Raw genomic sequence first — 22,255 nt, 5'->3', positions numbered from 1 at the left:
TCGGTTGGGAGTCGGTCAGGGGTCGGTCAGGTGGCGAAGAAGAGGCCGGCGTCGGTGCCGGCCGGGGTGTACTCGGCCAGCCGCGCCCGCAGGTTGTCCTCGCGCTGGGGCTGGAACAGGTCGTGGAAGGCGCCCAGTTCGGAGCGGTCCTCGGCGCCGCGGGTGATCTCCGGCGCGCAACCGGCGGCCGGCCGGCCGTAGCCGGGCGTGCCGTACCGGAGGCTGGTGAAGAGCGGGCGCACCCGCTGCGCCTCGGTCTCGCGCAGCCGCTCGGCCCGCGCCGGGTCCAGCTCGCCGCGCTCGACCAGCTCGGTCACCGCCGAGCGCACCCGGTCGGGCTGGCACTCGTACCGGCGGGGGGTGCGCGAGCCCGGGGGCACGTAGCAGAACCGCAGGCAGCCGAGCGAGCGGCGGGCCACCCGCATCCGGCCGGTGAAGACGCTGTCCTCGGCGATCCGCACCGCGTGGGTGTGCACCTCGCCGACCACCGTGGAGCGGTGCGCGTGCAGCACCGCGTAGGCGTGCTCGCAGTCGGGCCCGGAGAGCGCCGGGCGGTCCGGCCCGGTGGCGTCCAGGATGCTGTCGGCCAGGTGGATCTCCAACGGGTCGTCGTCCACCTCGTCGCCGACGACCTGGATCGTGCCCAGGATGCTGCGCTCGATCCGCACGCAGGCCGTGGTGTGGTCCAGCACCAGGCTGGGCTCCTGCGGCGCGTGCGGTTCGCAGTGCGGCTCCAGGGACCAGCCCGGCACCAGGGTGCAGTGCCGCAGCGTGACGGAGGCGAGCGGCCCGGTGACGTTGACCCCGCGACCGGTGACCAGCAGGCCGTCCAGGACGAGCCGCCCGCCCGCGCAGGTGCCCCGGACGTTGAGCGCGTCCGGCCGGTTGCTGTACCAGTCGAGCAGCCGGATCACCGGCCGGGCGCCCTCGGCGGCGCGCAGTTCGAGCCGGTCGTCGGCCTCCAGGTCGAAGTCCAACTGCTCCTGGTAGGCGCCGCTGTGGGTGATCTCGATGACGGCGGAGCCGCCCGCGGTGCCGTCCCGCTGGTCGGCGCGCCACTGCTCGTACGCGTCGTTGATCCGCTCGAACGGCCGGCCGGGGCCGACCTGGTAGAGCGTCCGGTGCCGGGCCTCCGGGCGGTCGCGCGGGTACTCGCCGCCGCCGGTGTCGTCGCCGAACGCGTAGTGGTAGTCGACCCAGACGCCGCGGCGCGGGGCGGAGCGGGCGCCGAAGGCGATCCGGCCGAGCAGCGGGTCGACGGCGACCTGGCCGCGCTTGGGCCGGTAGGTCCAGTCGGTCAGGTCGGCCACCACGATCTCGGCGGGCGGGACGGGCTCCGGGGAGCCGTCGCGCCAGATGGCGAAGCTCTTGCCGGGCCCGTAGTAGTCGGCCGTGCGCTCGGCCAGCTGCCGGCGCCGGATCGGGGCCGGCACGGTGTCGGCCGTCGCGGGGTGCGCGCCGGCCGGCCCCGGCTCGGGCCGGGTGACCAGCGGGGCGTCGTTGCCGAGGACCGAGAAGGTGAAGAGGTTCCTGGCCCGGTCGACGCAGTAGGCCGGCGCCCGGGTCACCGGGTACGGCTTCAGCCGCCACACGTACAGGGCGACACCGGCCGGGGTGTAGCCGCCCTGGCGGCGCGGGGAGGCGGCCCGGCGGACGTCGACGGTGTGCGCCTGGCCGTCGAAGGGCCCGCCGAGCAGGTCCAGCGCCGCGCCGCGCCGGACGTCGACCAGCCGGCCCCGGCCCAGCCGCTGCCGGTCGGCCGGCTCCTCGTCCGGGCGCAGCAGCCGCACCGGCTGGGTGCCGGCGAGCAGCCGGGAGAGCTCCACGGCGCGGGCAGGCCAGTCGGCGACCGAGGCGGACAGCTCCTCCAGCAGGGCGAGGGTGCCCTTGCGGCGGCGGTTGGCGACCGTGTTCGCGACGTCCTGGCGGGGCGCCAGCCGGGCGGCGAGCCGGTCGCGGGCCGCGATCCGCTCGGCGGAGGCCTCGCCGTGCAGGCCGGTGGCGAGCACCTCCTCGTAGCCGGGCAGGATCCGGTAGCCGACCAGGTCGCCGAGGTAGGCGACGGCCCAGTCGGCGGCGGTCTCCACGAACCAGTCCTGGTAGCCCTGGTCGACGCCGCCGCGGACGACGTCCACCTGTTCGGCGATGACGGCCAGCAGGGCGCGCAGCGGCTCGCCCGCGTCGGCGTCCCGCAGCCGGTGCCACTGGGGCAGCAGCTCCAGCAGCCCGTCCGGGTCCCTGGTCATGCCCACCTCCGATGGATGCGCTGGTTCATCCGCGGATCTCCTTGAGGATCAACGTGTCGGGCAGGTCCGGTGCCAGTACGGCGAGTTGGGCCGGCCGGATGCCGCGGAACACCGTCACCACGCGGCCGGCCGGCAGCGGGCGGGTGTCGGTGACGGCCGGGTTGAGGCGCAGCAGTTCCGCGAGCGGGACGCCGTTGCGGGCGGCGATGTCGGTGAGCGTCTCGCCGGCGGCGTCCCGCACCCGGTAGCGCTGCTCCTCGTAGCGGGCGAGCCGGGCCGGGACCGTCGGCTGCGGCCGCGCGAGCCGGGCGGCGAGGTTCTCCAGGCCGTCCGGGGTGAGGCTGCCGGGCACGCCGGTGAAGGCGTCGACGTCCACCCGGTCCACGCCGGGGATGGCCTGGGCGGCGGCGAGCACCTCGGACAGGTGGGCGGGCTGGCCGAGTTGGCGTCCGGCGTAGCCGAGCCGGTCGAGCAGGGTGCGGCGCACCGCCGGTTCGACGAGGTCCCAGGAGTGGTCCGGGGCGACCTTGACGCCCGCGGCGACGACCAGCAGGACGAGCTCGCGCACGGCGACCCGGACGGGCAGCCGCGGGTCGCCGTAGGCGGTGAGCGAGGACCGCAGGGTGCGGAGCAGGTCGGAGTCGGCGGCGAGCGGGATGTCGTCCACCCCGGCGACCGTGACGTGGACGAGCTCGCGCCGGCCGTCCGAGAGCCGGGTGGCGCTGGCGCGCCCGATGCCGGCCCGGGAGCGGGTGAAGTCCTCGTAGTCGGGCACCGAGACCAGCCGGTCCAGGGCGGTGACGGCGAGCGGGATGGTGCGCCTGGCCAGGCCCGGTCCGTCCGGTCCGGCGCCGCCGGTGGCGGGCAGCGGGTTGACGACGGCGGAGACGCCGAGCGGGCGGGTGGTGAGCTGGGTGATCCGGCCGGCGCCGACGTTGCCGCTCTCGCCGATGCCGATCCGGTAGCGGGCGCGGACGTTCTCCCGGCCGGTGGCCAGGCGCGAGCCGTGCACGCCGTCGCCGAAGGTGACGGTGGTGCGGCCGTCGGCGGCGGTCGCGGTGACGTAGACCCGTTCGTCCGGGCCGCGTCCGGTGAGGCTGTCGACCTCGTGCCAGAGCACCCCGTCGACCCGGACCTCCAGGGTGCTGCGCGCGCCCCCGGGGGTGTCGGCGGCCAGCCAGGTGAGCGGCGACTGCCAGAGGGTGAAGCGCTGGCCGGGGACGCCCGCGTCGCCGCTGCCGATCGCCTCGTCGCGGGTGGCGCCCTGGGTGGCGCGGACGACGTTGCCGAGGACCTGGACGGTTTCGCGCCGGTAGCGGAAGGCGAGCGGGGCGCTGAGCGTGACGGTGGTGCGGACGGTGTCCCCGGGCAGGAGCGGGTCGACGCCCTGCTCGACGCCGGCGATCATGGCCAGTTCGGTGCCGCGGACGCCGGTGGTGTGCGGGAGGTCGGTCCGCTCGCCGCTGACCGCGATCCACCGGCCGGGGGTCAACCCGTCGTAGAGCCGGGCGAGTTCGATCCGGTCGCCGCGGACGTCCTCGGTGACGGGCTCGTCGGCGAGCCGCAGCGACTCGCCGCGGGCGTAGACGGTGGCGTCCCGCAGGTGCGAGAGCTGGGTGTCCTGGTCGTCCAACCAGGGCTGCTGCAGGGAGAGTTCGGTCACCTTCCCGGTGATGCCGAAGTCGGCGCGGGAGACCACGCGCACGTCGGTGACCCGGGTGATGACCTCGGCGAGGTCGCGGCTGCCCGGGATGCCGCCGTCGAGGCCCTTGCGGGGGCGCTGGATCACCACCCAACTGCCGGGCGCGATCTGGTCGTACACGGCGTCGAGGGTGAGCACCGTGCCGGAGACCGGCTGCAGCTTGGTGGTGAGGGCCACCTCGACGGCCGGTGCCGACTGGTCGGTGCCGGCGTAGCGGTGCACCCGGACGTTCAGCTCGCCGGACTCGCCGGTCCGCTCCTGGCCTGGGTCGAGCTGGTAGTCGAGCGCGGGGCCGGGCCCGCCCTCGACCTTCACGTGCACGCGGCCGTCGGCCTGGGGGCGGGACACGAAGACCGTGCGCTCCGGCAGTTCGGCCAGCAGCTGGGCGCTGACGCCGGGCTCCGGGGCGGGCGCGGGTACGGTGGTCCGCAGGGCGGACGGCGGCGGTACGGGCGGTGCCGTCGGCTCGGTGGTGACGATCTTGACCTGGCCCGGCCCGAACGGGAAGGTGTGGTCCCACGGCAGCGAGAACCCGCTGTGCACCAGGCTGCCCGCCTCGACGTACGTGAAGTCGGCGGTCTTCGGGACGGCGCCGGCGTCGTCGAAGGCGATCCGGACGCTGACCAGCGTGCTGCCGGAGAGCGGCCAGTCCACGTAGCGGTCGATCCGGCCGTCGGTGCCGTAGACGGGCTTGAGCGGCGCGGTGGCGCCGAACGGGGTGGCGACCACCCGCATCGCCTGGATCTCGTGCACGGCCAGCGGCGCCGTCAGGTCGACCTGCCGCCAGGCGGGGTAGAGGCCGTCGCGCAGCCGGGGGTCGAGCGCGGACAGCAGCTGCGCGCCGAGGTCCGAGCCGGGCGCGAACAGGCGCTGCGGGTCGCGGGCGAGGTCCCGCGCGCTGAGCGGGGGCCGGGTGGGGGCGGTGCGCAGCGCGGCCAGCAGCGAGCCGAGTCCGCGGACGGCCGGGTCGGCGGTGCCGGGGCCGGGGGGCCCGGGCTTGTCGGGGGCCTGCGGCGGCTCCAGCTGGTGGGCGCGGTCCCGCAGGCCGGTCAGCTCATCGCCGAGGTGCCCGAACCAGTCGGCCACCGGCTGCTGGGCGTGGCCCAGTTCGGCGGCCTCGGCGGCCCGGTCGACCACCGGGGCGAGCCGGTCGGCGAACTCGGCCGGGGTGCCCAGCGGGCCGGACGGCCGGTCGAGGTCGGCGCGCAGCGGGGCGAGCACCTGCTCGTCGAAGTCCCGGACGATCCGGCTGTGCCCGGGCCTCGGGTTCGGGGCGGACTCGGAGACGGTGATCCAGTCGGCGAGTTCGGCGCGCAGGTCCTTGAGGGTGCGCAGGTCCCGGGGCAGCCCGATCACCGTGACGTCGTTGTCGCGGTCGAGCCGCACCTCGGGCACCAGCCGCAGCATCCGGTGGACCGGGTCGGCGGCCTTGTCGGCGCTGAAGACGAACAGCAGCCGGTCGCCGGGCCGCAGGTTGTTCGCGGTGCCGGCGGCGAAGAGCTCGGCGCGTCCGCCGGGGTTCAGCTGGCCGGGCGTCAGCTGGTACGGGCGGCGGCGCAGCACGGCCAGTTCGTTCCAGGCCGAGCGGGCGGGGAGGTCCTCGGCGGTCTCGAAGGACTGCGGGTCCTCGCCGGGGCCGGGGACGCTCTGGCTGCGGGCGCCGCGCGGGACCACCACGGTCGGGTCCTCGGCCGCCCTCGGGTCGTGGTCGAGCGAGTAGGCGAGGTAGGTGTCGGCGGCCACGCCGGGCCGGGGCCGGTGCCCGACCAGCCGGCCGAGCAGGGCGAGCGAGTCCTCCTCGGTGGCGGTGCGCAGGTAGCCCTCGTTGGCGATCCGCTCCGAGTAGAAGGTGAGCAGGTCGGCGAGCACGGCCCAGGCGTCCAGCAGCGCGATCGCCGGGTCGTCCGGGGTGCGGACGGTCAGGTCGCGCAGCGCCGGGTAGGCGGGGCCGGACAGCCGGGCGAGCAGGCTGTCGAGGAACTCCCCGTAGCGGCCGACCCGGTAGCCGATGGCGTCCAGTCCGGGCGGGTTGAACACCGGGACCGGGGTCGCGGTGGCGGTGCCCGCGCAGCCGCAGGTGCACTGGCCGCTCATCGGCCACCTCCGAGGACGATCGAGAGCCGGCCGTTCTCCGGCCGGTCGGGGTCGTTGTCGCACGCGGCGATCTCCAGCGCGCCGAGCCGCAGCAGCCCGTCGTCCAGCTCGCCGTCCTCCCGTCCGAACTGCCGCCGCAGCCTGGTCACTTCAGCGCTGACGACGCCCGGCACGGCGGCCGCCGCGGCCACCAGCCTGGAGACCCGCACCGGTTCGCCGAAGCCCAGCGCGTCCGGGTGGAAGAAGCCGAGCCGGCCGTCCGGCAGGGCGCGGTTGCCGAGCACCCGGCGCAACTCGGCCAGGACGTGGCCGCGTTGGTAGCCGGCGGCGGCGCAGACCCGCAGTTCGAGGTCGATCGGCACCAGCAGGGCGGGCCGGACGACCAGGTCGTGGCCGATCCGGCGGTACGCCTCCAGACCGTGCCCGACCGCCTCCAGCAGGGCCGGGCCGGCCACCGCCTGCCCGAACGGCTCGACGGCGACGTGCACCTCCTGCACACTGCCCGTCCAGCGGAGCGCGGCCGCGGCCCGCCGGACGCCCGGCAGGGCGGCGGCCAGCTCCGCGTAGTCGGCGGCCGTGACGGCGCGCAGCCTGGTGCGGCCCAGGGCCAGCGGGGCGAGCCGGCGGACCTGGTCGACCGGTTCGGGCTCGACCCCGCCGGTCGCGGGCAGCGGGTTGCGGACCAGCCGCACCGCCTCCTGCGGCCGGGCGGCGGCGCCGCGCCGGTTCGACTGGGGCGGCCGGTCCCGGCAGACCACCAGGTGGTTGACGGCTTCCGCGCCCACGTTCCCGGCCGTGCCGTTGCCGATCCGGTACGCGACCTCCAGCGTGCCGCCGGGTGCGGGCGGCAGGCCGTGGCGGCCGTTGCCGAAGCGCAGCGCGAGGCGCCCGTCGTCCTCCAGCTCGCCCACGAAGTGCCGGTCCCGGCGGCCGTCGGCGAGCAGGTCCCGGCGGGGCGTCCACTCCTGGCCCGCCGAGGCGGCCCGGACCTCGGGCAGGGCGGCGCGCGGGTCCTGGACGGCGATCCCGGCCGCGGGGCCGGCCAGCGCGGGGGAGTCGGGGTCGAGCCCGGCGGCGTACCGGGCGCCCCAACTCTGGGCCACCTCCCAGACGGTGGGCCGCCCGAGCACCCCGCCGGAGCGGGCGCGCGCGGTGAGCACCTCCAGGCGGCGCAGCTTGGCGGCGAGCAGGCCGGTGCGGCGGGCCAGCAGCTCGCGCAGCCCGGCGGCGGGCCGCTCCGCGAGCCGCAGCTCCTGCACCACCCGGGCGCCGAACAGCACGGTTAGTTCGGCGAGTTCGGCCCGGGAGAGGTGGTGGCCGTCGCACGCCCGGTGCCACAGCCCCTCCAGCCGCAGCCGGACCCGCTCCGGAACGCCGGCGAGCAGGGCGGCCTGCCCGGCGCAGACGTGCGCCCGGTCCGGGTAGGCGGCCGCCTGGGTCACCGGCGCGTAGCGCAGCAGCGGACGGAAGGGCTGCGGCAGCACGGGGTAGCGGGTCTGGTCGAGCAGGGTCTCCAGCGCCGCCGCCTGGGCGTCGGCCGTGGGCGGCTCCACCACCGCGCCCTCGCCGTCCTCACCCTCCGCGGTCGCGCCGGGCGCGAGCAGCACACTCAGCCCGGCCCGCCGCACCGCCGCCTCGCCGAGCAGCGCGTCCAGGGCGCGGACCTGCTCCGGGCCGAGCTGGCGGCCGTCGCGGGCCTGGTCGAGCAGTTCCCGGATCGCCTCCGCCGCCGGGCTGCCCTCGGCGCGGTCCTCGCAACCGCACCCGCCCGGCCCGCAGGGCGCCGTACGGACCGGCTCCGGCGGCACCGGGAAGGCCTCCGGGGCGCCGCCGCAGAAGGTGAGCGAACGGCCGTGGTCGACCAGGGCGACGTTGCCGCGGGCGACGCTCACGTCGGCGATCGGGCCGCAGTCGCTGCCGCCGTGGGAGGACAGGCAGACCGGGAAGGCGAGCGCGTCCTCCGGCGCCCAGGTGACCTCCAGCACGGGCTGGTCGTACAGCTCGTCGACCAGCGGGGTGACGGAGGTGAGCCGGACGGCCTGGCGGTGCGCGGGGTCGGCGTCGGCGGGCGCGCCGGTGCGCGGGCCGAGGACCTCCTCGATGACCAGCAGGTCGCCGGGGCGCAGCGCCAGGTGGCGGGTGCGGGGCTCGGGCTTGTCGGTGCCGGGCCGGTCGCCGGGCGGGGCGGTGTCCTCGCGCGGGGCCGCCCCGGGCCGGTCCTCGCGCGGGCACGGGTCGGTGTCGGGCCGGTCGTCGCGGAGGGTGGCGGAGGTCGCGCCCCGGGGCAGGACGCAGTCCTGGTCGCCCCAGGTCCAGAACCGGATGGTGTTGTGCGCGGGGTGCAGCACCAGGTCCGCCCCGCCGAGCGGCTCGAACACCTCCACGGCGGCGGTGCGGGCGAGCACGTCCAGGTCCTCGTCCGGGATCACCGTGGACAGCTCCGGGCGCTCCTGCGGGCCCAGCCGGCCGACGTCGACGGCGGCGAACCGGAAGGTGCCGGACCGCAGGGTGACGGAGCGGTCCACCGCCAGCGCGACGAACGCCCGGGCGTTGCAGCCGTCGTGCACCGCGTAGTCGACCAGCCGGACGTGCCGGCGCACCGACACCCGGCGGCGGGCCGTGTCGAGGTACGCCTCGGTGGCCACCGCGTCCTGCTGGTAGGAGAGCTGGTCGGCGGTGTAGGCGAGCAGCTCGACCAGGGTGACGCCGAGGTCGGGCAGGTGCCGCTCGGTCCAGCCGGGGACGGTCAGGCTCATCCGGTCCAGCACGAGCCGGCGCAGGCTCTCGTAGTCGCGCGCGGTGTAGTCGATGACCGGGGCCGGCCGGACGGCGGGCGGACAGCCCTCGTCGGTGCGGCAGTCGTACGGGGACGGGCGGTCGGCGCCGAAGGAGAACCCGGTGTGCGCGTACCGCGGGTCGAAGCCCGGGAACGGGCGGGTGCCCGGCCGGCCGTACGCGTCCGCCAGGACCACGCTCAGCCGGTAGCGGGAGGTGTCGCCCGCCCGGTCGAGGGTGACGAGCATCCGGTCGTCCAGCTCAGGGTCGTCCGCGCGCTCGATGTCGACCGCGAGGGCGCGCAGACCGGTGATCCGGCGGCCGCCGTCGACCCGGATGTTCTCCGGGCCCAGCTCGTCCGGCGCCCGGCCGAGGAAGGTCACCGTCAGCGTGCGCCCGTCGTCGCTCGGCTCGGCGCCGTCCAGCCCCAGCAGCCGCGCCGCGCGCACGTCGGCCCGGCGAAGCTCCGTGCCGCACTGTGAGGTCGGGAATTCCGTCTGGCCGGTCATGCCGCCACCCCGCCCTCGAACACGTCCTGCCGTCGGGTGCCCGTCCGGCGGACGACGTACGCCAGCTCGACCCGCACCACGTTGTCCTCGCTCTCCACGTCGAGCGCGACGACCTCGATCACATCGCCGAGCCACCGCTGCAGCGCCGCCTGGACGGACAGCTGCAGGGTGGCCGCCAGCTCCGGGCTGTTCGGCGCGAAGACCAGGTCGAGCAGCCCGCAGCCGAAGTCCGGGTGCATGACCCGCTCGCCCGGGCTGGTGAACAGCAACTGCTCGATCAGGTCGCGCACATGGTCGTCGTACGCCGCCCCGGCGGTGCGCCCGCGGCTGTCGATCCGGAACGGGAAGGCGAGGTCCGTCCGGGCGGGCCCTGGCGGTGGTGCCATCAACTCGGTGCCGCTGACGGGCTGTTGGGTGGATCGCGTGGTGCTCATACCCCCTCCGCCCGCTGTTGGACGACGGTGACGACCGGCGGCCCCTGAGGGATCTGCTCGGCGCTCTGGCACAGCCCGGTGGCGGACTGCGGCAGCGCGGGCGAGCCGTTCACCCGGATCCGGGCGGACGGCAGCACCCAGCGGATCGTGACGCAGGGCTGCGGCTTCCCCGCCACGGTGAACGGGCAGCCGGTCACGGTGTACAGGTCGGCCGTGCTGGTGACGGCCTGCCCGGCGACCAGCACCCGGCCCTGGGCGGGCACCGCCGTCGCCTGGGCGCCGTGCGGGCAGATCACCGTCGCATTGACGTGCAGCAGTTTTCCGGACAAGACAATCTCCCCCCGTCAGGTCACGCTCAGGGCGTCCTGGTTGATGGTCACGGTGGCGCCGACCAGCGCGATCGAGGCGCCCTGGCCGTTGCTGATCCGGATGCCCGAGTCGTTGATCACGATCGAGGCCCCGCTCGGGATGCGCAGCGTGATCCCCGTGGTCGGGTCGTCGGACAGCACGATCACCCGCCGCCCCGAGGTCTCCAGCACCATGTTCGGGACGCCCGGCGGCCCCGTCGTCGCCTCCACCGGGACCTCCGATGCGGAGCCGTACCAGCAGCCCGTCCAGATCGGGTAGCTCTGGTCGCCCTGCTCGAACTCCAGCCACACGCCCGCCCCGACCGGCGGCACGGCGTAGTGCCCCATGCCCGGGCCGGCCACCGGGAAGCACGGCATCGCCCAGGTCGACACGGCGTCGCCCAGGACGTCGGGCACCTGGGCCTGGATGCGGCCGATCCCGAGCGGGTCGGTGTTGGTCACCACCGTTCCCCGGTACTTGCCGAGGTAGCGGGTCGGTTCGGCCATGCTGGCAACTCCTGCTGGTCGGGGCGGCCTTGCGGGACTTCGACGCTCTGCGGTGCTGCGGTGCTGCGGTGCTTTGGTGGTGCGGTGCTGCGGGACTTCGGTGTTACGGGACGACGGTCGGCTGGAGGGCGATCAGGCCCTCGCGGGCCAGCGTGAAGTTCTGGGTGTACGAGCCGCGCTTGAGGTTGTGGGTGACGCTCTTGACGAAGTACAGCCCGTCGTAGGTGATCCCGGCCCCTCGGACGCCGACCAGTTCGCGCGGCCGCAGCACGTGCCCGTACCGGACGACGTCGAGCTGGCCCGAGCCGGAGACGGCGTCCGCCGACTGCATCGCCTTGGCGATCGTCTCGGCGACGGCCTGCGAGGTGTCCTTCTTGGCGGTGTCGGCGATGACCTTCTTCTTCAACGCCGGCGCCGGCCTGAGCGCGAGCGGCGGCCGCAGGATGCTGACCTCCGGCACCGGCAGGATCGTCGACACCTTGGTCGCCGGCAGCTGGATGCGCGCCTCCGGCTCCTCGCGGGCGGTGCCGTCGAAGGCGAAGGTGAGCTGGTCGACATTGGACAGCGCGTCCATGTTCACGTTCAGCGCGTGCTGCGGGACGCCCAGCCGGACCTCCGGCCCCCAGTAGGCGCGGCTCATCCCCGGGACCGGCCCGGGGTCCAGGTAGAACACGTAACCGTTCGCCTTCGCCAGCTCGTTGACGTAGCCGAGGTCGGTGCCCTTCTGGAAGTCGATCCGCCGGGTCGGCATCGGCGTCTGCGGCACCAGCTCCGGGACGACCAGCGGCACCATGCCGTACTGCCCGTACTTGCCGATGATCGCGGCGACCCGGGCCGCCGGGGACATCGCGGGGAAGGGCACGCCGGCCTGCTCCTCCAGGTCCATCAGCACCGTCAGGTCCTCACCGGTGACGGTGAGCGTGGACTGGCCGGGCTGGTTGCTGATCCCGACCTCCTGGCGGATGATCACCCCGTCCATCAGCACGGCCGGCGTCCCCGTGACCACCGCCATCAGCACGACCCTGATCTTCGGGTCGAAGAAACCGCCCGGCAGCAGCGCGGTGTTGATCAGCCCGTTCTTCGACAGGTCGAAGGCCAACTGGAACCCGCTGCGCTGCCCCGACGCCACCGTCACCTGCGCCGACAGCAGCGCGTCGGTCACCGGCTGCGGCACCGGCACCGGAATCTGCGGCCCCATCAACAGGCTCAGGTGGATCGACCCGATCGCCCCACCCCCCGTCACCGCCGAGGCGTCAACCACTCCCCACCCCCGGCCCCGCCCCCGGCACCGCGCCGGGCAGCGCGATCGTGATCCGCCGCCCCGGCGTCGCCGTCAACTCCCGTGGATCGAGCACCGGGTTGGCGTCGGCGATCCGCCACCACTGGTCGGCGCTGCCGAGGTAGCGGTAGGCGAGCAGATCGGGACGGTCGCCTGCACTGACGGTGTGCTCGGCGAGCGGGGTCAGCCCCTCCGCACTCGGCAGCAACCGTCGTCTGAGATAGGGGACTTGACGCCCGTCCGGCTCCGTGTGCAACGCGACCGGGACACCGTGGTACCGGCTGGTCAACGGGTACGGCGAGGGCGCCGGCAGCGCGTTCAGCGGGTCGACGGTCACTGGAACCCCCCTCCCACCCCGAGCGCGCCCAACCGGCCGTCGGCCGCGGCACCGCCCAGCCGCTCCTTCTGCGCCAGGTGCGCGAGATACAGCTCCGCCCCGCGGTGCCCGGTCGGCAGATCACTGACGGTCAGGACGCGCAGCCCGATCGCGACAGCGGCCCTGATCGGGTTGAGGTCGATGTCGAACGCCTCCTCCGTGATGGTCAGTTCGGTCAGCCGCACCGGCAGGATCCGCTTCCCACCCCAGGTGAAGAGCGTCAGCGGCGCCTCGATCGGCGTGACCTCCAAGGTCCCGAGCGAGGCCAACGCCTGGTTCGCCCGCACCTGGGCACTGGTCGGCTGCACCAGCAGCTCGAGCGTCGCCAACTGCGGATGAATCCCGTTCGGCGCCGGAAGGTCCAGCTGGTCGGTCGCGTCCAACTCCGCCGTGAACTTCCAGGTCTCGACAGCCGGCCCCTTCAACCGCAACGCCTCCGTCCGGTCCCCGGTGCCGTCCGCTCCTGCCACCTGCGGCGCCAACGACCGTTCAAGGCTGTCCGGATTGAACTGCAGCACCACGATCCGCTGCGGCGTCCCCCGCAGCGGATCGACGACGACCAGCCCGGCCCTGATCGGCTTCGGCGCATCCGTGTATCCCGTCACGAATCCTCCAGGCCGAATCGATCGAATGCGTCGAGAACACCCGCCGCGAATTCCTTGATGAAAGTGTTGGGATCGCTTTCTGCTAGCTGTCGAACAGCCTTCCGGAAAATTGGCCATTCAGAATACGAAACCGCCCACAGTGCCCCTTCGCGGATCACGTCGTCGGCGGACCGCAAGGAGCTCGAGATCCGCTGGACCAGACGCTCGTCCGGTTCGAGCGGTGCACCGAGACCCGCACGGGCCACTGCCACGGCCTCGTCGTTCGTCCCACGCGCCGAATCCAGCTCCGCGATCAGTTCGTCGACTGTGACGACCTCGGGATGAACCTCGAAGACTGCCACTGCCATGCCGGCGGTCTCAGGACCGAGGCGACTCGTCACCATGGCGAAGGAACTGCGGATCGTGTCCTCCTCGATGTAGGTGACAGTCAATCCGGGGAGGATCTCCCAGGTGGCCTGCAAAGGGGTGCCGCGCTCGGCATCCGCCGGCCGGTACGCCACCTGGTCCCACGAGGGCCATTCTGTGATCAGCTCCATGACCGGCAGCGAATTCTGTTTCCGGAAGATGTAGCGCCGAGACCGGTGACCGCCGGGTCGCTTGATCACGTTCATTTCACGAGTCCTTTGTCAGGATTCCACCAGGGCAGTTCCTGCTGCAATCGCCGCACGATGCTCTCATATATTTTCCGGCGCGTCGCCTCGGCATTCCCCTGTGATTCCTCGAGATCGATTTCTCCGAACGTGGAGACCCATCGTCGTATGAGTTCTATCTCGCGATCGGCCAAGTTGTTCGCATCCTGCTGCTGCTGAAGCTTCTGGAGGGAGTTGAACTCCGTCGTGCCATGCTCCTTGCGGTATGTTGCCCGGGCGCTCTTGAGCTGTTCCCGGGCGCTCGATTCCGCGTCCGGGTCCTTGGCCTTCCTTGCCTTGTAGAGTGCAATCTCGGCTTGATCCAGCGGCTTCTTGGCATTTTTCGCCTCCTCTTCTCTCTTTCGCCAGGCTTGATTTTTCCGCAAGTCGCCCTGCAGGAACTCGGGAGGCGCTCCCTGGCTCGTCAGTTTATTGATTCTCCTTGCTATTGACGAATCCAGTGCGCCCGGCTTCCTTTTCAGTTCCTTCTTCAATGCGGTGGCCGCACTCGACGATCCCTCCGGCACCATGTTGTGCATATTGACCACTTCCCGGAAAAGGCGGTCCCGCTTCTCCTTGTCCGGCTCCTGTGCGACCAGCTTGTAGAAATCCGAGTGGAGAACGGACAGAACGCTCGTGCCGGGATTCCTCCTCCCCTCGAGATCGTGAGCGAGGAATCCGAACAGTGCAACCTCCCCCGGGTCGGCCCCGAAGTCCTCGGCGCGTGAGCTCTGGAATGTCGAAAGAGCTCGCGCGGTCTCCTGGGACTTTCCGCTGGCTATGACCCTCTCCACGGAATCGGCATAGCGCCCGCTATCGTCCGTTGTGCCGTTCTCGTTCATCTTGGTCAGGAAGTGGCGTCCCTGATCATTCGGGAGACCGCTCAGCTTTCGGTGCTCGACCCGTCCGCCGCCATCCCCCTCAAACCTGATGATATTTTGTTGGAAGGGCCGACCCAAACTCTCGGTCAGGGAATCGCTCACCTGCATCATGTGCTCGTTTTCGCCAATCGTGAGCTCGCCCTCGGTGTTCGTTTTGGCGGTACGCCCGACCTTCACTTGACCGCGTATGTCCTGCTCGACGGCGCGAATAAATACCAGAACAGGCTCGGGGTCCAGGGAGACCCCGTTCAGCACCAGTTTCTGCGGGTTGATCCTGGCGATGTCGGCAAAAGATCCGGTGCCGCTCGAATCCAGTTCGGTCAGGCGGTACCACACCCGTAGGCTGGCCAGCACCGCCTTGTGCATCCGGTGGCCGACGCCCCGGCCCAGCAAGCGCTGAAGCCTCGGCTTGATCCTGGCGACGATCAGGTCCAGGCGCTGCTGCTTCGCCTCGGGCGAGTTCTCGCGCTTGCGGCGTTGGGCGCGTTGCTGTTGGCGCTTCTGGTGCCAGGTGCGGAGGCGGTCGCGTTGCTTGCGGTAGGCGTCGCGGATCCTGTGGGCGCCGTTGGTGAGGGCGCGGCCCAGCTTGCTGTTGAGGACCTTGCGGCCGAGGGTGCGGGCGGCCGTCCGTACCCGGTTGAGTGCCGCCTTGACGGTCTGGCGGGAGGAGTTGAGGGCGCGGCCGACGGGGGAGGTGGGGCGGCGCGGGGTGGTGGGCTTGGGGCGGGTGGCGGTCGGGCGGTGCTGGGCGGGGCGCTCCGCGTGCTGCACGGTGTGCCGGGCGGGGCCGGTGCGGGCAGGGCGGGCGGGCCGGGCGGGACGGCCGGGGGCGGGCCGGCGCCGCAGGGACTGGGTGGCCCGGCGCAGGCTCGCGCGGGCCTTGTTGACGGCCCGGCCCGCCGCCTTGCGGGCACCGCGACCCGCCCTGGCCAGGCCCTTGAGGATCCGCTGGGCGATCCCCTTGAGCTTGGTGCCGACCGCCTTGCCGGCTCCCTTGAGCTTGCTGAGCAGGAAGTTGGAGATGAAGTCGAGCAGCGCGACCACGCCCGCCGCGACGGCGTCGGCGAAGAGGCAGGCGGCCGATCCGGATTTGACGGCCTTGAGGAAGGCGACGAACTTCCCGATCGCCGCGATGATCTTGCTGATGGTGTTCCAGGCCGCCATCAGCCCCTGGATGATCGTCATGATCGCACCGGCCGCCGGCACGATCATCGAGACGAGCTTCTCGACGACGATCGACACGATCATCCCGGGCAGTGCCGCGACGATCGCCTGCCAGGCCATCCGGCCGATCTGGGCCATCGAGATGCAGCCCTTGACCAGGACGTTGACGATCGTGGACGTCAGCCCGACGACCGACTCGACCTTCTCGTTGAACCAGGTCCGTACCGCGCTCTTGATCGCGCCCCACAGGTAGTGCTGGATGCCGTCGACCGCGGCGGTGCCGAGCTTCTTCAGCCAGCCGCCCGGGTCGGGGGCGATGTCGCCGATCAGGGCCGCGAACTCGCCGAAGACGGCGATCGCCTTCTGGACGAAGTCGATCGCGTCCATGACGGCCTTGCGGACCGCCTCGATGGCGGCCTTGAGTCCTGCCTCCAGCGCGTCCAGCAGTGCGTTCAGCCCGGCGGCGAGCGCGTCGAGGAGCTTGTTGACGGCGTTCTTGAGCCGGTCCGCCCACTCGTTGACCTTGGCGATGGCCTTGTCGCGCCACTCCTCGATCTTCTTGCGGAACTTGTCCCGCAGTTCGGGGAAGGCCGCCAGCAGGACGTCGCAGATCTTGATGAGCGCGTCCGCGAGCTTGTCGATCAGCTCGACGGCGAACTTCCGCGCCTGGTCGATCGCCCAGTTCGCGAACTTCCGGAAGCCGTCGATGATGTCGTTGATCAGGCCGCGGAAGAAGTCGAAGACCTTGGTGACGGCCTCGACCAGTGCGTCGAAGGCCGCCTTGACCTTGGACTTGACCCAGCCCCACCAGCCTTCGGACTCCTCCTTCTTGCGGTCCTTCTCCTTCTGGGCCTTCTCCTCGGCCTCCTTCCGCTTGTCCTGGATCTTCTGGTTGTCCTGCTGCTGACGGTCCTGGACGTCCTTGTCGGCCCCGGCGCGCTTCTTGTCGATCTGGCCGGTCTTGTCGGTGTGCTCGGCCCCGGCGTCCTGGTCCGCGGTGGTGATCTTCCCGTCCTGCTCGGTGCGCCACTGCTCGCGTTCGGCCTTGACCTTCTCGGCGGCGTCGCCCCGTTCCCCGGCCTGGGCCTGGGCGTTGTCGGCGACCGCCTGGTCGACCTCGGCCTGGTTCTGCCGCCGGGCGTCGGCCTCGCCCTGCTTCTGTTTGGCCTGTTCGGAGCCCAGCCGGCCCTGGCCCTCGCCGACCGCGGCCTGGATCTGCGGGCCGCGTTCCTGCTGGGTGACGATGCCGATGCCCGGCTTGGTGTCGACGGCGCCGCCTGCCCTGGCACCCCCGCGCTTGCCGCCGCCACCGGGGACGGAGGCGGTGAGGGTCTCCTTCGGGACGTCCGGGTAGATCCGGTCCTCGCCCATCGGCTTGGCGGTGTCCTCCCGGCCGACGCCGAGGATCCTGCCGGAGCTCTCCTTGAGCTTGGCGGCCTGCCGGTCGGTGCGTGCCGGGTCGCTCTCCCCGGTCAGTTCGACCTTGGGCGCGGCGCCGACGGTGGTGTTCAGCGCCGGGTCGGTCGAGGGGACGCCGTCGACGGCGACCTGGGCCTGCTGCACCTCCTGCGCCGAGACCTGGTTGCCCGCGTCGTCGGCGACATTGGGCGGGGCGACCCGGTCGCCGGGGTTCCGGCCCTCGACCTTCTTCTGGTCGGCCGTCCGCTGCCCGCCGTCCGCGCCCTCCGGGCCGACCCGCTCCAGCCGCTCCGTCACGGCTTCGGCGGGCGGCGCGGCCTCGGGTGCGCCGGACTGGGTCTGCGGTGCCCCGGACGGGCGCTGGGTGGTCGGCGGGGCGGCCTGCAGCCGGGCGTGCTGCTCGCCGACCGTACGGTCCACCGAGCCGTCCACGCCGTCCAGGGTGGTGGCCATCTGATCGGGCGGCAGGCTCGCGGCGGTGGCCAGCGCGCTCTGCGGGTCCTGGCCGGAGACGTCGGGCGCGGCCGGTTTCTGCTGCTGCTCCTGCCCGCCCTGGGCGCCCCCGGCGGCGGCCGCGCCTCCGCCCCCGGCCGCACAGCCGCCGCCGGCGCCGCCGGTGCCGTCCTGCTCCGCCTCGGTGGTGGGCTGCTGGGGGCCCGCGCAGGCGCCGCCGCCCGCCTCCAGCGAGGCGTCGGGGGCGGCCTGGGCGGTGAGTCCGCCGGGCGCGTCGGCCTGCTCGGCGGCCGGGCCGGGGGCGGCGTCCAGGGCGGTGTCGGGGGTGGCGCCGGGCGCTGCCCCGGGAGCGCTGTCGAGGACGGCACCGTCCCCGCCGACCGGCCCGCTGCCGCCGACCGGTCCCGGCGTCGCGGGGGCGGTACGGTCCGGGCCGCTCGGCTCGGGCGACGCGGCCGCTTCGGGGGCCGCCTCGGGTGCGGGTTCGGCCTCGCGCGCCGCCTCGGCGGGCGCTTCGGGCTGCGGCGCCTCCGGCTGCGTGGGCTCGGCAGGGGCCGGCGCCGGGGCCGCGGCCGGGTTCGCGGTGGGTTCGGGGCCGATCTCCTGCTCGACCGGCTGCTCCGGCTGGAGGTCGCGGGCGCTCCGGTCCTCGGCCTCGGTGGCGGGGGTCGGCTCGGGGGCGGCCTGCGGTGCCGCCCCGGGCTCTGCCTGCTCGGGGGGAGCCGGGGCCGCCTCCGCGTCGTCCTCCGGGCGGCTGTCCCGCTCGGCCTGCACCTGCTCGGCCTTGGTCGCGGGCGGCTCGGGGAACTCCGGCGCCTCGGCCTGCGCGGGGGGCGTGCCGTCCGCCGACAGGGTGAGCTGATCGGCCGTCGGGACGGCGGATACGTCGAGGTCGGCGGAGGGCAGGAAGTCCCCGGGCTTGAGCTCGGGCCCGGGGACGGCCGACGACTGCCGGTCCTCGCCCGCGGCGGGCGCGTCGTGGACCTCGGAGTCGGCGCCGGGCTCCATGCCCAACGGCCGTTCCTCGTCAGGGGTTTCGCCCTGTCGGTGGTCGCCCTCCAGCAGGCCGTGCCGGGCCAGCGGGCTGTCCTCGGCCCGCGCGATCGCGTCCAGGCGCTCGGGCTTGACCGGCGCGGTCTGCGGCAGAAGCCCGGCGGCGGGCTCCTGCGGCTTCGTGCCGGCCGAGGGCCGGGTGCCGATGCCCTGCTGCTCGGCCTCGGGCGATCTGGGTACGGTGGCGGCGACCGGCTGGGCGGCGCCCTCCTCGGCCGGTACGGGCGCCTGTTCCGGGCCTGCCGCGGGCGCCTCCTCGACAGCCGACGGCTGCGCCTCCGTGGGGAGTTGAGCCTGACCGGCCTCCGGCTGCGCGGCGGGCTGTGCGGCCGGTGGGCTCTGCGCGGCCTCGCCCTCCGCGGGTGGCGCCTGCTGTCCGTCCTGCTGGTCCGGGCGTTCCTCGCCGCCGTCCTTGTCGTCCTTGTCGTTCCTGCCCTCCTTGCCGCCGTGGCCCTTGCGGTGCTTCCGGTGCTTGCGGCGAGCCTTCGGGTCGTCCGACTGCCGTGCCTCGTCGTCGAGTTGTTGCTTCCGGTCCCGTTCCTCGCGGTCCTCCTGGTCGGTCCGGTCGCGGTCGTCGGTGGTCCGGTCGGCGGCATCGGTCACCGGCTCGGGGGTCTGGGCGGCGTCCACGTCGGCCGGGCGGTGCTCGGCGGCCTCGACCAGTTCCAGCACCCGGGTGTAGTCGGAGGAGGGCAGCAGGACCGCCAGCCGGTCCAGGACGGAGGACTGCAACTCGGGCGCGAATCTGGCGAGTTGGAGGCGTACCCGGCCGGAGGAGTCGGTCGGGTCGCCGCGCAGCGAGCGCAGGATGCCGGACGCCAGCCGGTCGACCAGGGTGGCCGGGTCGAGCCGTTCGGTGCGGAAGCGGTCGGCGTCGACGGTCGCGTAGCGGAGCCAGCCCGGTGTGGCGCTGGGCGTCGCCGTCGTCGGCCGGTCCCCGCTCGCGCCCTGCTCCGCCTCGCGTTCGACGGCGTCCTGCGGCAGGCTCACCGCGCCCAGGTCGCGGCCGGCCCGCAGCGCGCCGAGCGGGTTCGGGGCCTGGATGGTGTGCAGCAGCTCGTGGGTGAGCAGCCGGCGACCGTCCTCGGCGGCCGGCCGGTACTTGCCCTCGCGGAAGAAGAGGTCCGGGCCGACCGCGACGGCGTCCGCGCCGATCAGCTCCGTCAGCGCGGCGGAGTCCCGGTCGGTGTGCACCCGGACCCGGCTGAGGTCGTGGCCGAGCCGCGCCTCCAACTCCCGGCGCACGCCCGGGTCGAGCGGTTGGCCCGCGCCGGAGACGATCTCCTTCGGCTCGGGGGTACGGGCCTTCGGGGCCCGGGTCTTGCGCCGGGCCTGGCCGCCCTGCTTGGTGTCCTGCGCGGAGTCCCGTACGGAGGCCTTGAGTTGCGTCACGTCCGCCCCCGTTCCACGTGCCGCCCGGTACCCGAGAGCCGCCCACCACCCGAGCGCTGACCAGTACCCGACAGCCCGGCGTGCACGGCGCGGGCGAGCGCCTCGCCGAGCCGCTGCGGTGAGGCGCCCGCCGGCAGCGGCGGCAGGCCGGAGAGCAGGTCCAGCGCGCGGTCGCCGCCCGCCGCGAGCGGTACGCCGCGCGTCTCGACCAGGCGGGCCAGCTCGCCGCGGAACGCCGTCGTCAGCCGCTCGTGGTCGATCCGGTCGAAGCCGTCGAGGACCAGCTCGCCGATCTCGACCTCGATCCGCCCGGCAGCCGGGTGTTCGGGGGCGCCCGGCCCGCCTCCGTCCCGCGCGTTCACACCCATCCGCCGACCTCCGAGGGCGACAGCGAGCGCTCCAGCTTCAGGTACTCGGTGCGCGCGGCGGCCAGCATGTGCCGCATCTGCACCGGGCAGCCCTCGTCGGCGGCCAGGAAGGCCGCGGACAGCGCGATGTTGCGGATCGAGCCGCCGGCCACGGTGAGTTGGGCGAGCCGCTCGGGGTCGAGGCCCTCGCTGGGGGTCCGCGGGGGGATGACCCGCCGCCAGATCTCGGCGCGTTCCGGCACCCCGGGGAACGGGAAGTCGACCACGAACCTGATCCGCCGCATGAACGCCGGGTCCAGCGCCTTCTTCATGTTGGTGGTGAGCACGGCCAGGCCCCGGTAGGCCTCCATGCGCATCAGCAGGTAGCTGACCTCCAGGTTGGCGTAGCGGTCGTGGCTGTCCTTGATCTCGCTGCGCTTGCCGAACAGTGCGTCGGCCTCGTCGAACAGCAGCAGCGCGCCGCCGCGTTCGGCGGCGTCGAAGACCCGCCGGAGGTTCTTCTCGGTCTCGCCGATGTACTTGCTGACGACCTGGGAGAGGTCGATGACGAACAGGTCCACCCCGAGCCGCCCGGCGACGACCTCGGCCGCCAGCGTCTTTCCGGTGCCCGAGCCGCCGGCGAACAGCGCGGTCACCCCCAGGCCGCGCCGCAGCACCGACTCGAAGCCCCACTCATGGTAGACCGTGCCCCGCCGGTGGACGTGGGCGACGATCTCGCGCAGCGTCGCGCGCTGGCGCTCCTCCAGGACCAGGTCCTCCCAGTCGGCCCGTGGCTCGACCCGCCGGCCCAGCTCGTCCAGGGACATCCGGGCCTCCACCAGTCCGGCGTGCCAGGCCAGTTCGCCGACGTCCTGGTCCTTCTCGGCCGCCCGCCGGGCCGTTGCGGCGGCCGAGCGGATCACATGGCCGGGCAGGGAGAACTGCGCGGCCAGTGCCCGGAGTTCGTCCTCGGCGATGCCCGGCGCGCCGTCCAGCGCCTCGGTCCAGATGCCCAGCTGCTCCTCGGGGCCGAGCGTGGGCACCGTCAGCCGGGCGCGGTCGGAGGCCCCGGCCGACCGGGGCTCGTCGCCGGACACCACCAGCGGCACCGCCAGGCTCGCGAGGAAGGCCTCCGCGCCGTTCGGGGACCGCGGCTGCTCCCGGGCCGGCTCCCCGTCCTCGACCAGCAGCGCGGCCGGGATCAGGATCGCCTCCCGCTGCCACAGCCGGGCGAGCTGCTCGCGTTCGGCGGGCTCGGTGGGCAGGTCCTCGCGGTGCGCGACGTAGAGGCCGAGGCCGGAGCGGTGGGCGGCCGCCGAGGCGATCTCCCAGCGGGTGCGGCGGTCGGCGCCGCTCAGCTCGGCGTGCGGCGGGCCGGTCAGCCCGGCCGCGGACCACCCCTGGGCCAGCTCGGCCGCGCACCGCTCGTGGGGTTCGGGCAGTTCGCCGGGCGGTCCGACCCGGGTGAGCAGGCCGTGCAGCCGTACGTCCAGGTAGGGCACGCCGACCAGGAAGTGCAGCACCCGCTCGTCGATCCGCAGCCGGGAGGCGGTGATCGCCGTCTCGTCGTCCAGCTCGATCAGCCGGAAGCGGCGCAGCGGGCCCACCGGGGTGAGCGCGCTCCAGTGCGGCCGGTCCAGGGCGGCGAGGGCAAGCGAGAAGGTCGGGTACCCGCGCCCGGGGTCGCCGCCGGCCGCGGCGCACCGGGCGGCGGCGGTGGGGTCGATCTCGGGGGCGGCGGCCAGCACGAGGACGTCCCGCTCGAAGGGGGTGAGCCCGAAGGAGGCGGCGAGCGCGTCCAGGGCGGTGGCGGGCTGCCGCCGACCGGTGCGGCGGGTGCCGGGGGCGGGCGGCTCGGCGGTACGGCCCGTGCCAGGGGTCGACGGCGGGGCCGGCTCGGCGGTACGGCCGGCCGCGTGCGCGTCGACCCGTGCGAGCACGGCGGCGACCGCGGCCGACAGCGACTGCCGGTGCGACTCGTCCGCCAGGCCTTCGCGGTCCTGCCTGCGGCGCGTTGCCATCTCTCCCTCCGTCCCGTCCGTT

Annotated in this window: 13 protein-coding genes; all 13 read right to left on the bottom strand. The window is 73.9% G+C overall.

The window, feature by feature from the left end:
* Positions 1-26: 26 nt before the first annotated feature.
* The 13 genes from ACFVU7_RS17765 to ACFVU7_RS17705 all read right to left on the bottom strand — a co-directional run bounded on the left by ACFVU7_RS17765 (position 27) and on the right by ACFVU7_RS17705 (position 22,233).
* Positions 27-2,246: a hypothetical protein gene (locus ACFVU7_RS17765; protein ID WP_388045868.1), complete on the bottom strand. Its 2,220-nt coding sequence runs from the start codon at positions 2,244-2,246 to the stop codon at positions 27-29.
* 25 nt (positions 2,247-2,271) lie between these two features.
* Positions 2,272-6,042 (bottom strand): putative baseplate assembly protein, encoded by a 3,771-nt coding sequence (locus ACFVU7_RS17760; RefSeq protein WP_388045866.1) that lies wholly within the window; start codon positions 6,040-6,042, stop codon positions 2,272-2,274.
* Positions 6,039-9,326, bottom strand: a complete 3,288-nt coding sequence (locus ACFVU7_RS17755; RefSeq protein ID WP_388045864.1) for a putative baseplate assembly protein — start codon at positions 9,324-9,326, stop codon at positions 6,039-6,041. The genes ACFVU7_RS17760 and ACFVU7_RS17755 overlap by 4 nt, the downstream gene beginning before the upstream one ends.
* Entirely contained in the window at positions 9,323-9,712 is a 390-nt protein-coding gene (locus ACFVU7_RS17750) for a GPW/gp25 family protein (protein ID WP_380741774.1), read from the bottom strand. Before ACFVU7_RS17750 ends, ACFVU7_RS17755 begins: the two co-directional genes overlap by 4 nt.
* Positions 9,713-9,756: 44 nt before the next feature.
* Positions 9,757-10,089, bottom strand: coding sequence for a hypothetical protein (locus tag ACFVU7_RS17745; RefSeq protein ID WP_074006030.1), 333 nt, complete (start codon positions 10,087-10,089; stop codon positions 9,757-9,759).
* Positions 10,090-10,104: 15 nt separating this feature from the next.
* Positions 10,105-10,614 carry a phage baseplate assembly protein V gene (locus tag ACFVU7_RS17740; protein WP_049657827.1) on the bottom strand — a complete coding sequence of 170 codons (510 nt, stop codon included), beginning with the start codon at positions 10,612-10,614 and terminating at the stop codon, positions 10,105-10,107.
* Positions 10,615-10,717: 103 nt separating this feature from the next.
* Complete coding sequence (locus tag ACFVU7_RS17735) at positions 10,718-11,812, bottom strand: hypothetical protein (protein WP_049657830.1); 1,095 nt, start codon at positions 11,810-11,812, stop codon at positions 10,718-10,720.
* A gap of 55 nt (positions 11,813-11,867) precedes the next feature.
* A complete protein-coding gene (locus ACFVU7_RS17730; protein WP_220450028.1) occupies positions 11,868-12,230 on the bottom strand; it encodes a hypothetical protein in 363 nt (120 codons plus the stop codon).
* Positions 12,227-12,874, bottom strand: a complete 648-nt coding sequence (locus ACFVU7_RS17725; RefSeq protein WP_388045862.1) for a hypothetical protein — start codon at positions 12,872-12,874, stop codon at positions 12,227-12,229. Before ACFVU7_RS17725 ends, ACFVU7_RS17730 begins: the two co-directional genes overlap by 4 nt.
* Positions 12,871-13,485 carry a hypothetical protein gene (locus tag ACFVU7_RS17720; RefSeq protein WP_388045861.1) on the bottom strand — a complete coding sequence of 205 codons (615 nt, stop codon included), beginning with the start codon at positions 13,483-13,485 and terminating at the stop codon, positions 12,871-12,873. Before ACFVU7_RS17720 ends, ACFVU7_RS17725 begins: the two co-directional genes overlap by 4 nt.
* On the bottom strand, positions 13,482-19,865 hold the full coding sequence (locus ACFVU7_RS17715) for a DUF4157 domain-containing protein (protein ID WP_388045860.1): 6,384 nt from the start codon (positions 19,863-19,865) through the stop codon (positions 13,482-13,484). Before ACFVU7_RS17715 ends, ACFVU7_RS17720 begins: the two co-directional genes overlap by 4 nt.
* Positions 19,862-20,233, bottom strand: a complete 372-nt coding sequence (locus ACFVU7_RS17710) for a hypothetical protein (RefSeq protein ID WP_388045858.1) — start codon at positions 20,231-20,233, stop codon at positions 19,862-19,864. Before ACFVU7_RS17710 ends, ACFVU7_RS17715 begins: the two co-directional genes overlap by 4 nt.
* Complete coding sequence (locus tag ACFVU7_RS17705) at positions 20,224-22,233, bottom strand: ATP-binding protein (protein WP_388045857.1); 2,010 nt, start codon at positions 22,231-22,233, stop codon at positions 20,224-20,226. Before ACFVU7_RS17705 ends, ACFVU7_RS17710 begins: the two co-directional genes overlap by 10 nt.
* Positions 22,234-22,255: the final 22 nt, after the last annotated feature.

It is taken from the genome of Kitasatospora sp. NPDC058046 (assembly GCF_042885595.1).
Lineage (GTDB): Bacteria > Actinomycetota > Actinomycetes > Streptomycetales > Streptomycetaceae > Kitasatospora.
This window is presented reverse-complemented; position numbering and strand designations above follow the sequence as displayed.

Coding starts and splice junctions, on each gene's coding strand:
- ACFVU7_RS17710 (WP_388045858.1), bottom strand. CDS start 20,233: ATGGGTGTGAACGCGCGGGACGGAGGCGGGCCGGGCGCCCCCGAACAC.
- ACFVU7_RS17705 (WP_388045857.1), bottom strand. CDS start 22,233: ATGGCAACGCGCCGCAGGCAGGACCGCGAAGGCCTGGCGGACGAGTCG.
- ACFVU7_RS17740 (WP_049657827.1), bottom strand. CDS start 10,614: ATGGCCGAACCGACCCGCTACCTCGGCAAGTACCGGGGAACGGTGGTG.
- ACFVU7_RS17765 (WP_388045868.1), bottom strand. CDS start 2,246: ATGACCAGGGACCCGGACGGGCTGCTGGAGCTGCTGCCCCAGTGGCAC.
- ACFVU7_RS17750 (WP_380741774.1), bottom strand. CDS start 9,712: ATGGCACCACCGCCAGGGCCCGCCCGGACGGACCTCGCCTTCCCGTTC.
- ACFVU7_RS17755 (WP_388045864.1), bottom strand. CDS start 9,326: ATGACCGGCCAGACGGAATTCCCGACCTCACAGTGCGGCACGGAGCTT.
- ACFVU7_RS17720 (WP_388045861.1), bottom strand. CDS start 13,485: ATGAACGTGATCAAGCGACCCGGCGGTCACCGGTCTCGGCGCTACATC.
- ACFVU7_RS17735 (WP_049657830.1), bottom strand. CDS start 11,812: ATGGGGCCGCAGATTCCGGTGCCGGTGCCGCAGCCGGTGACCGACGCG.
- ACFVU7_RS17760 (WP_388045866.1), bottom strand. CDS start 6,042: ATGAGCGGCCAGTGCACCTGCGGCTGCGCGGGCACCGCCACCGCGACC.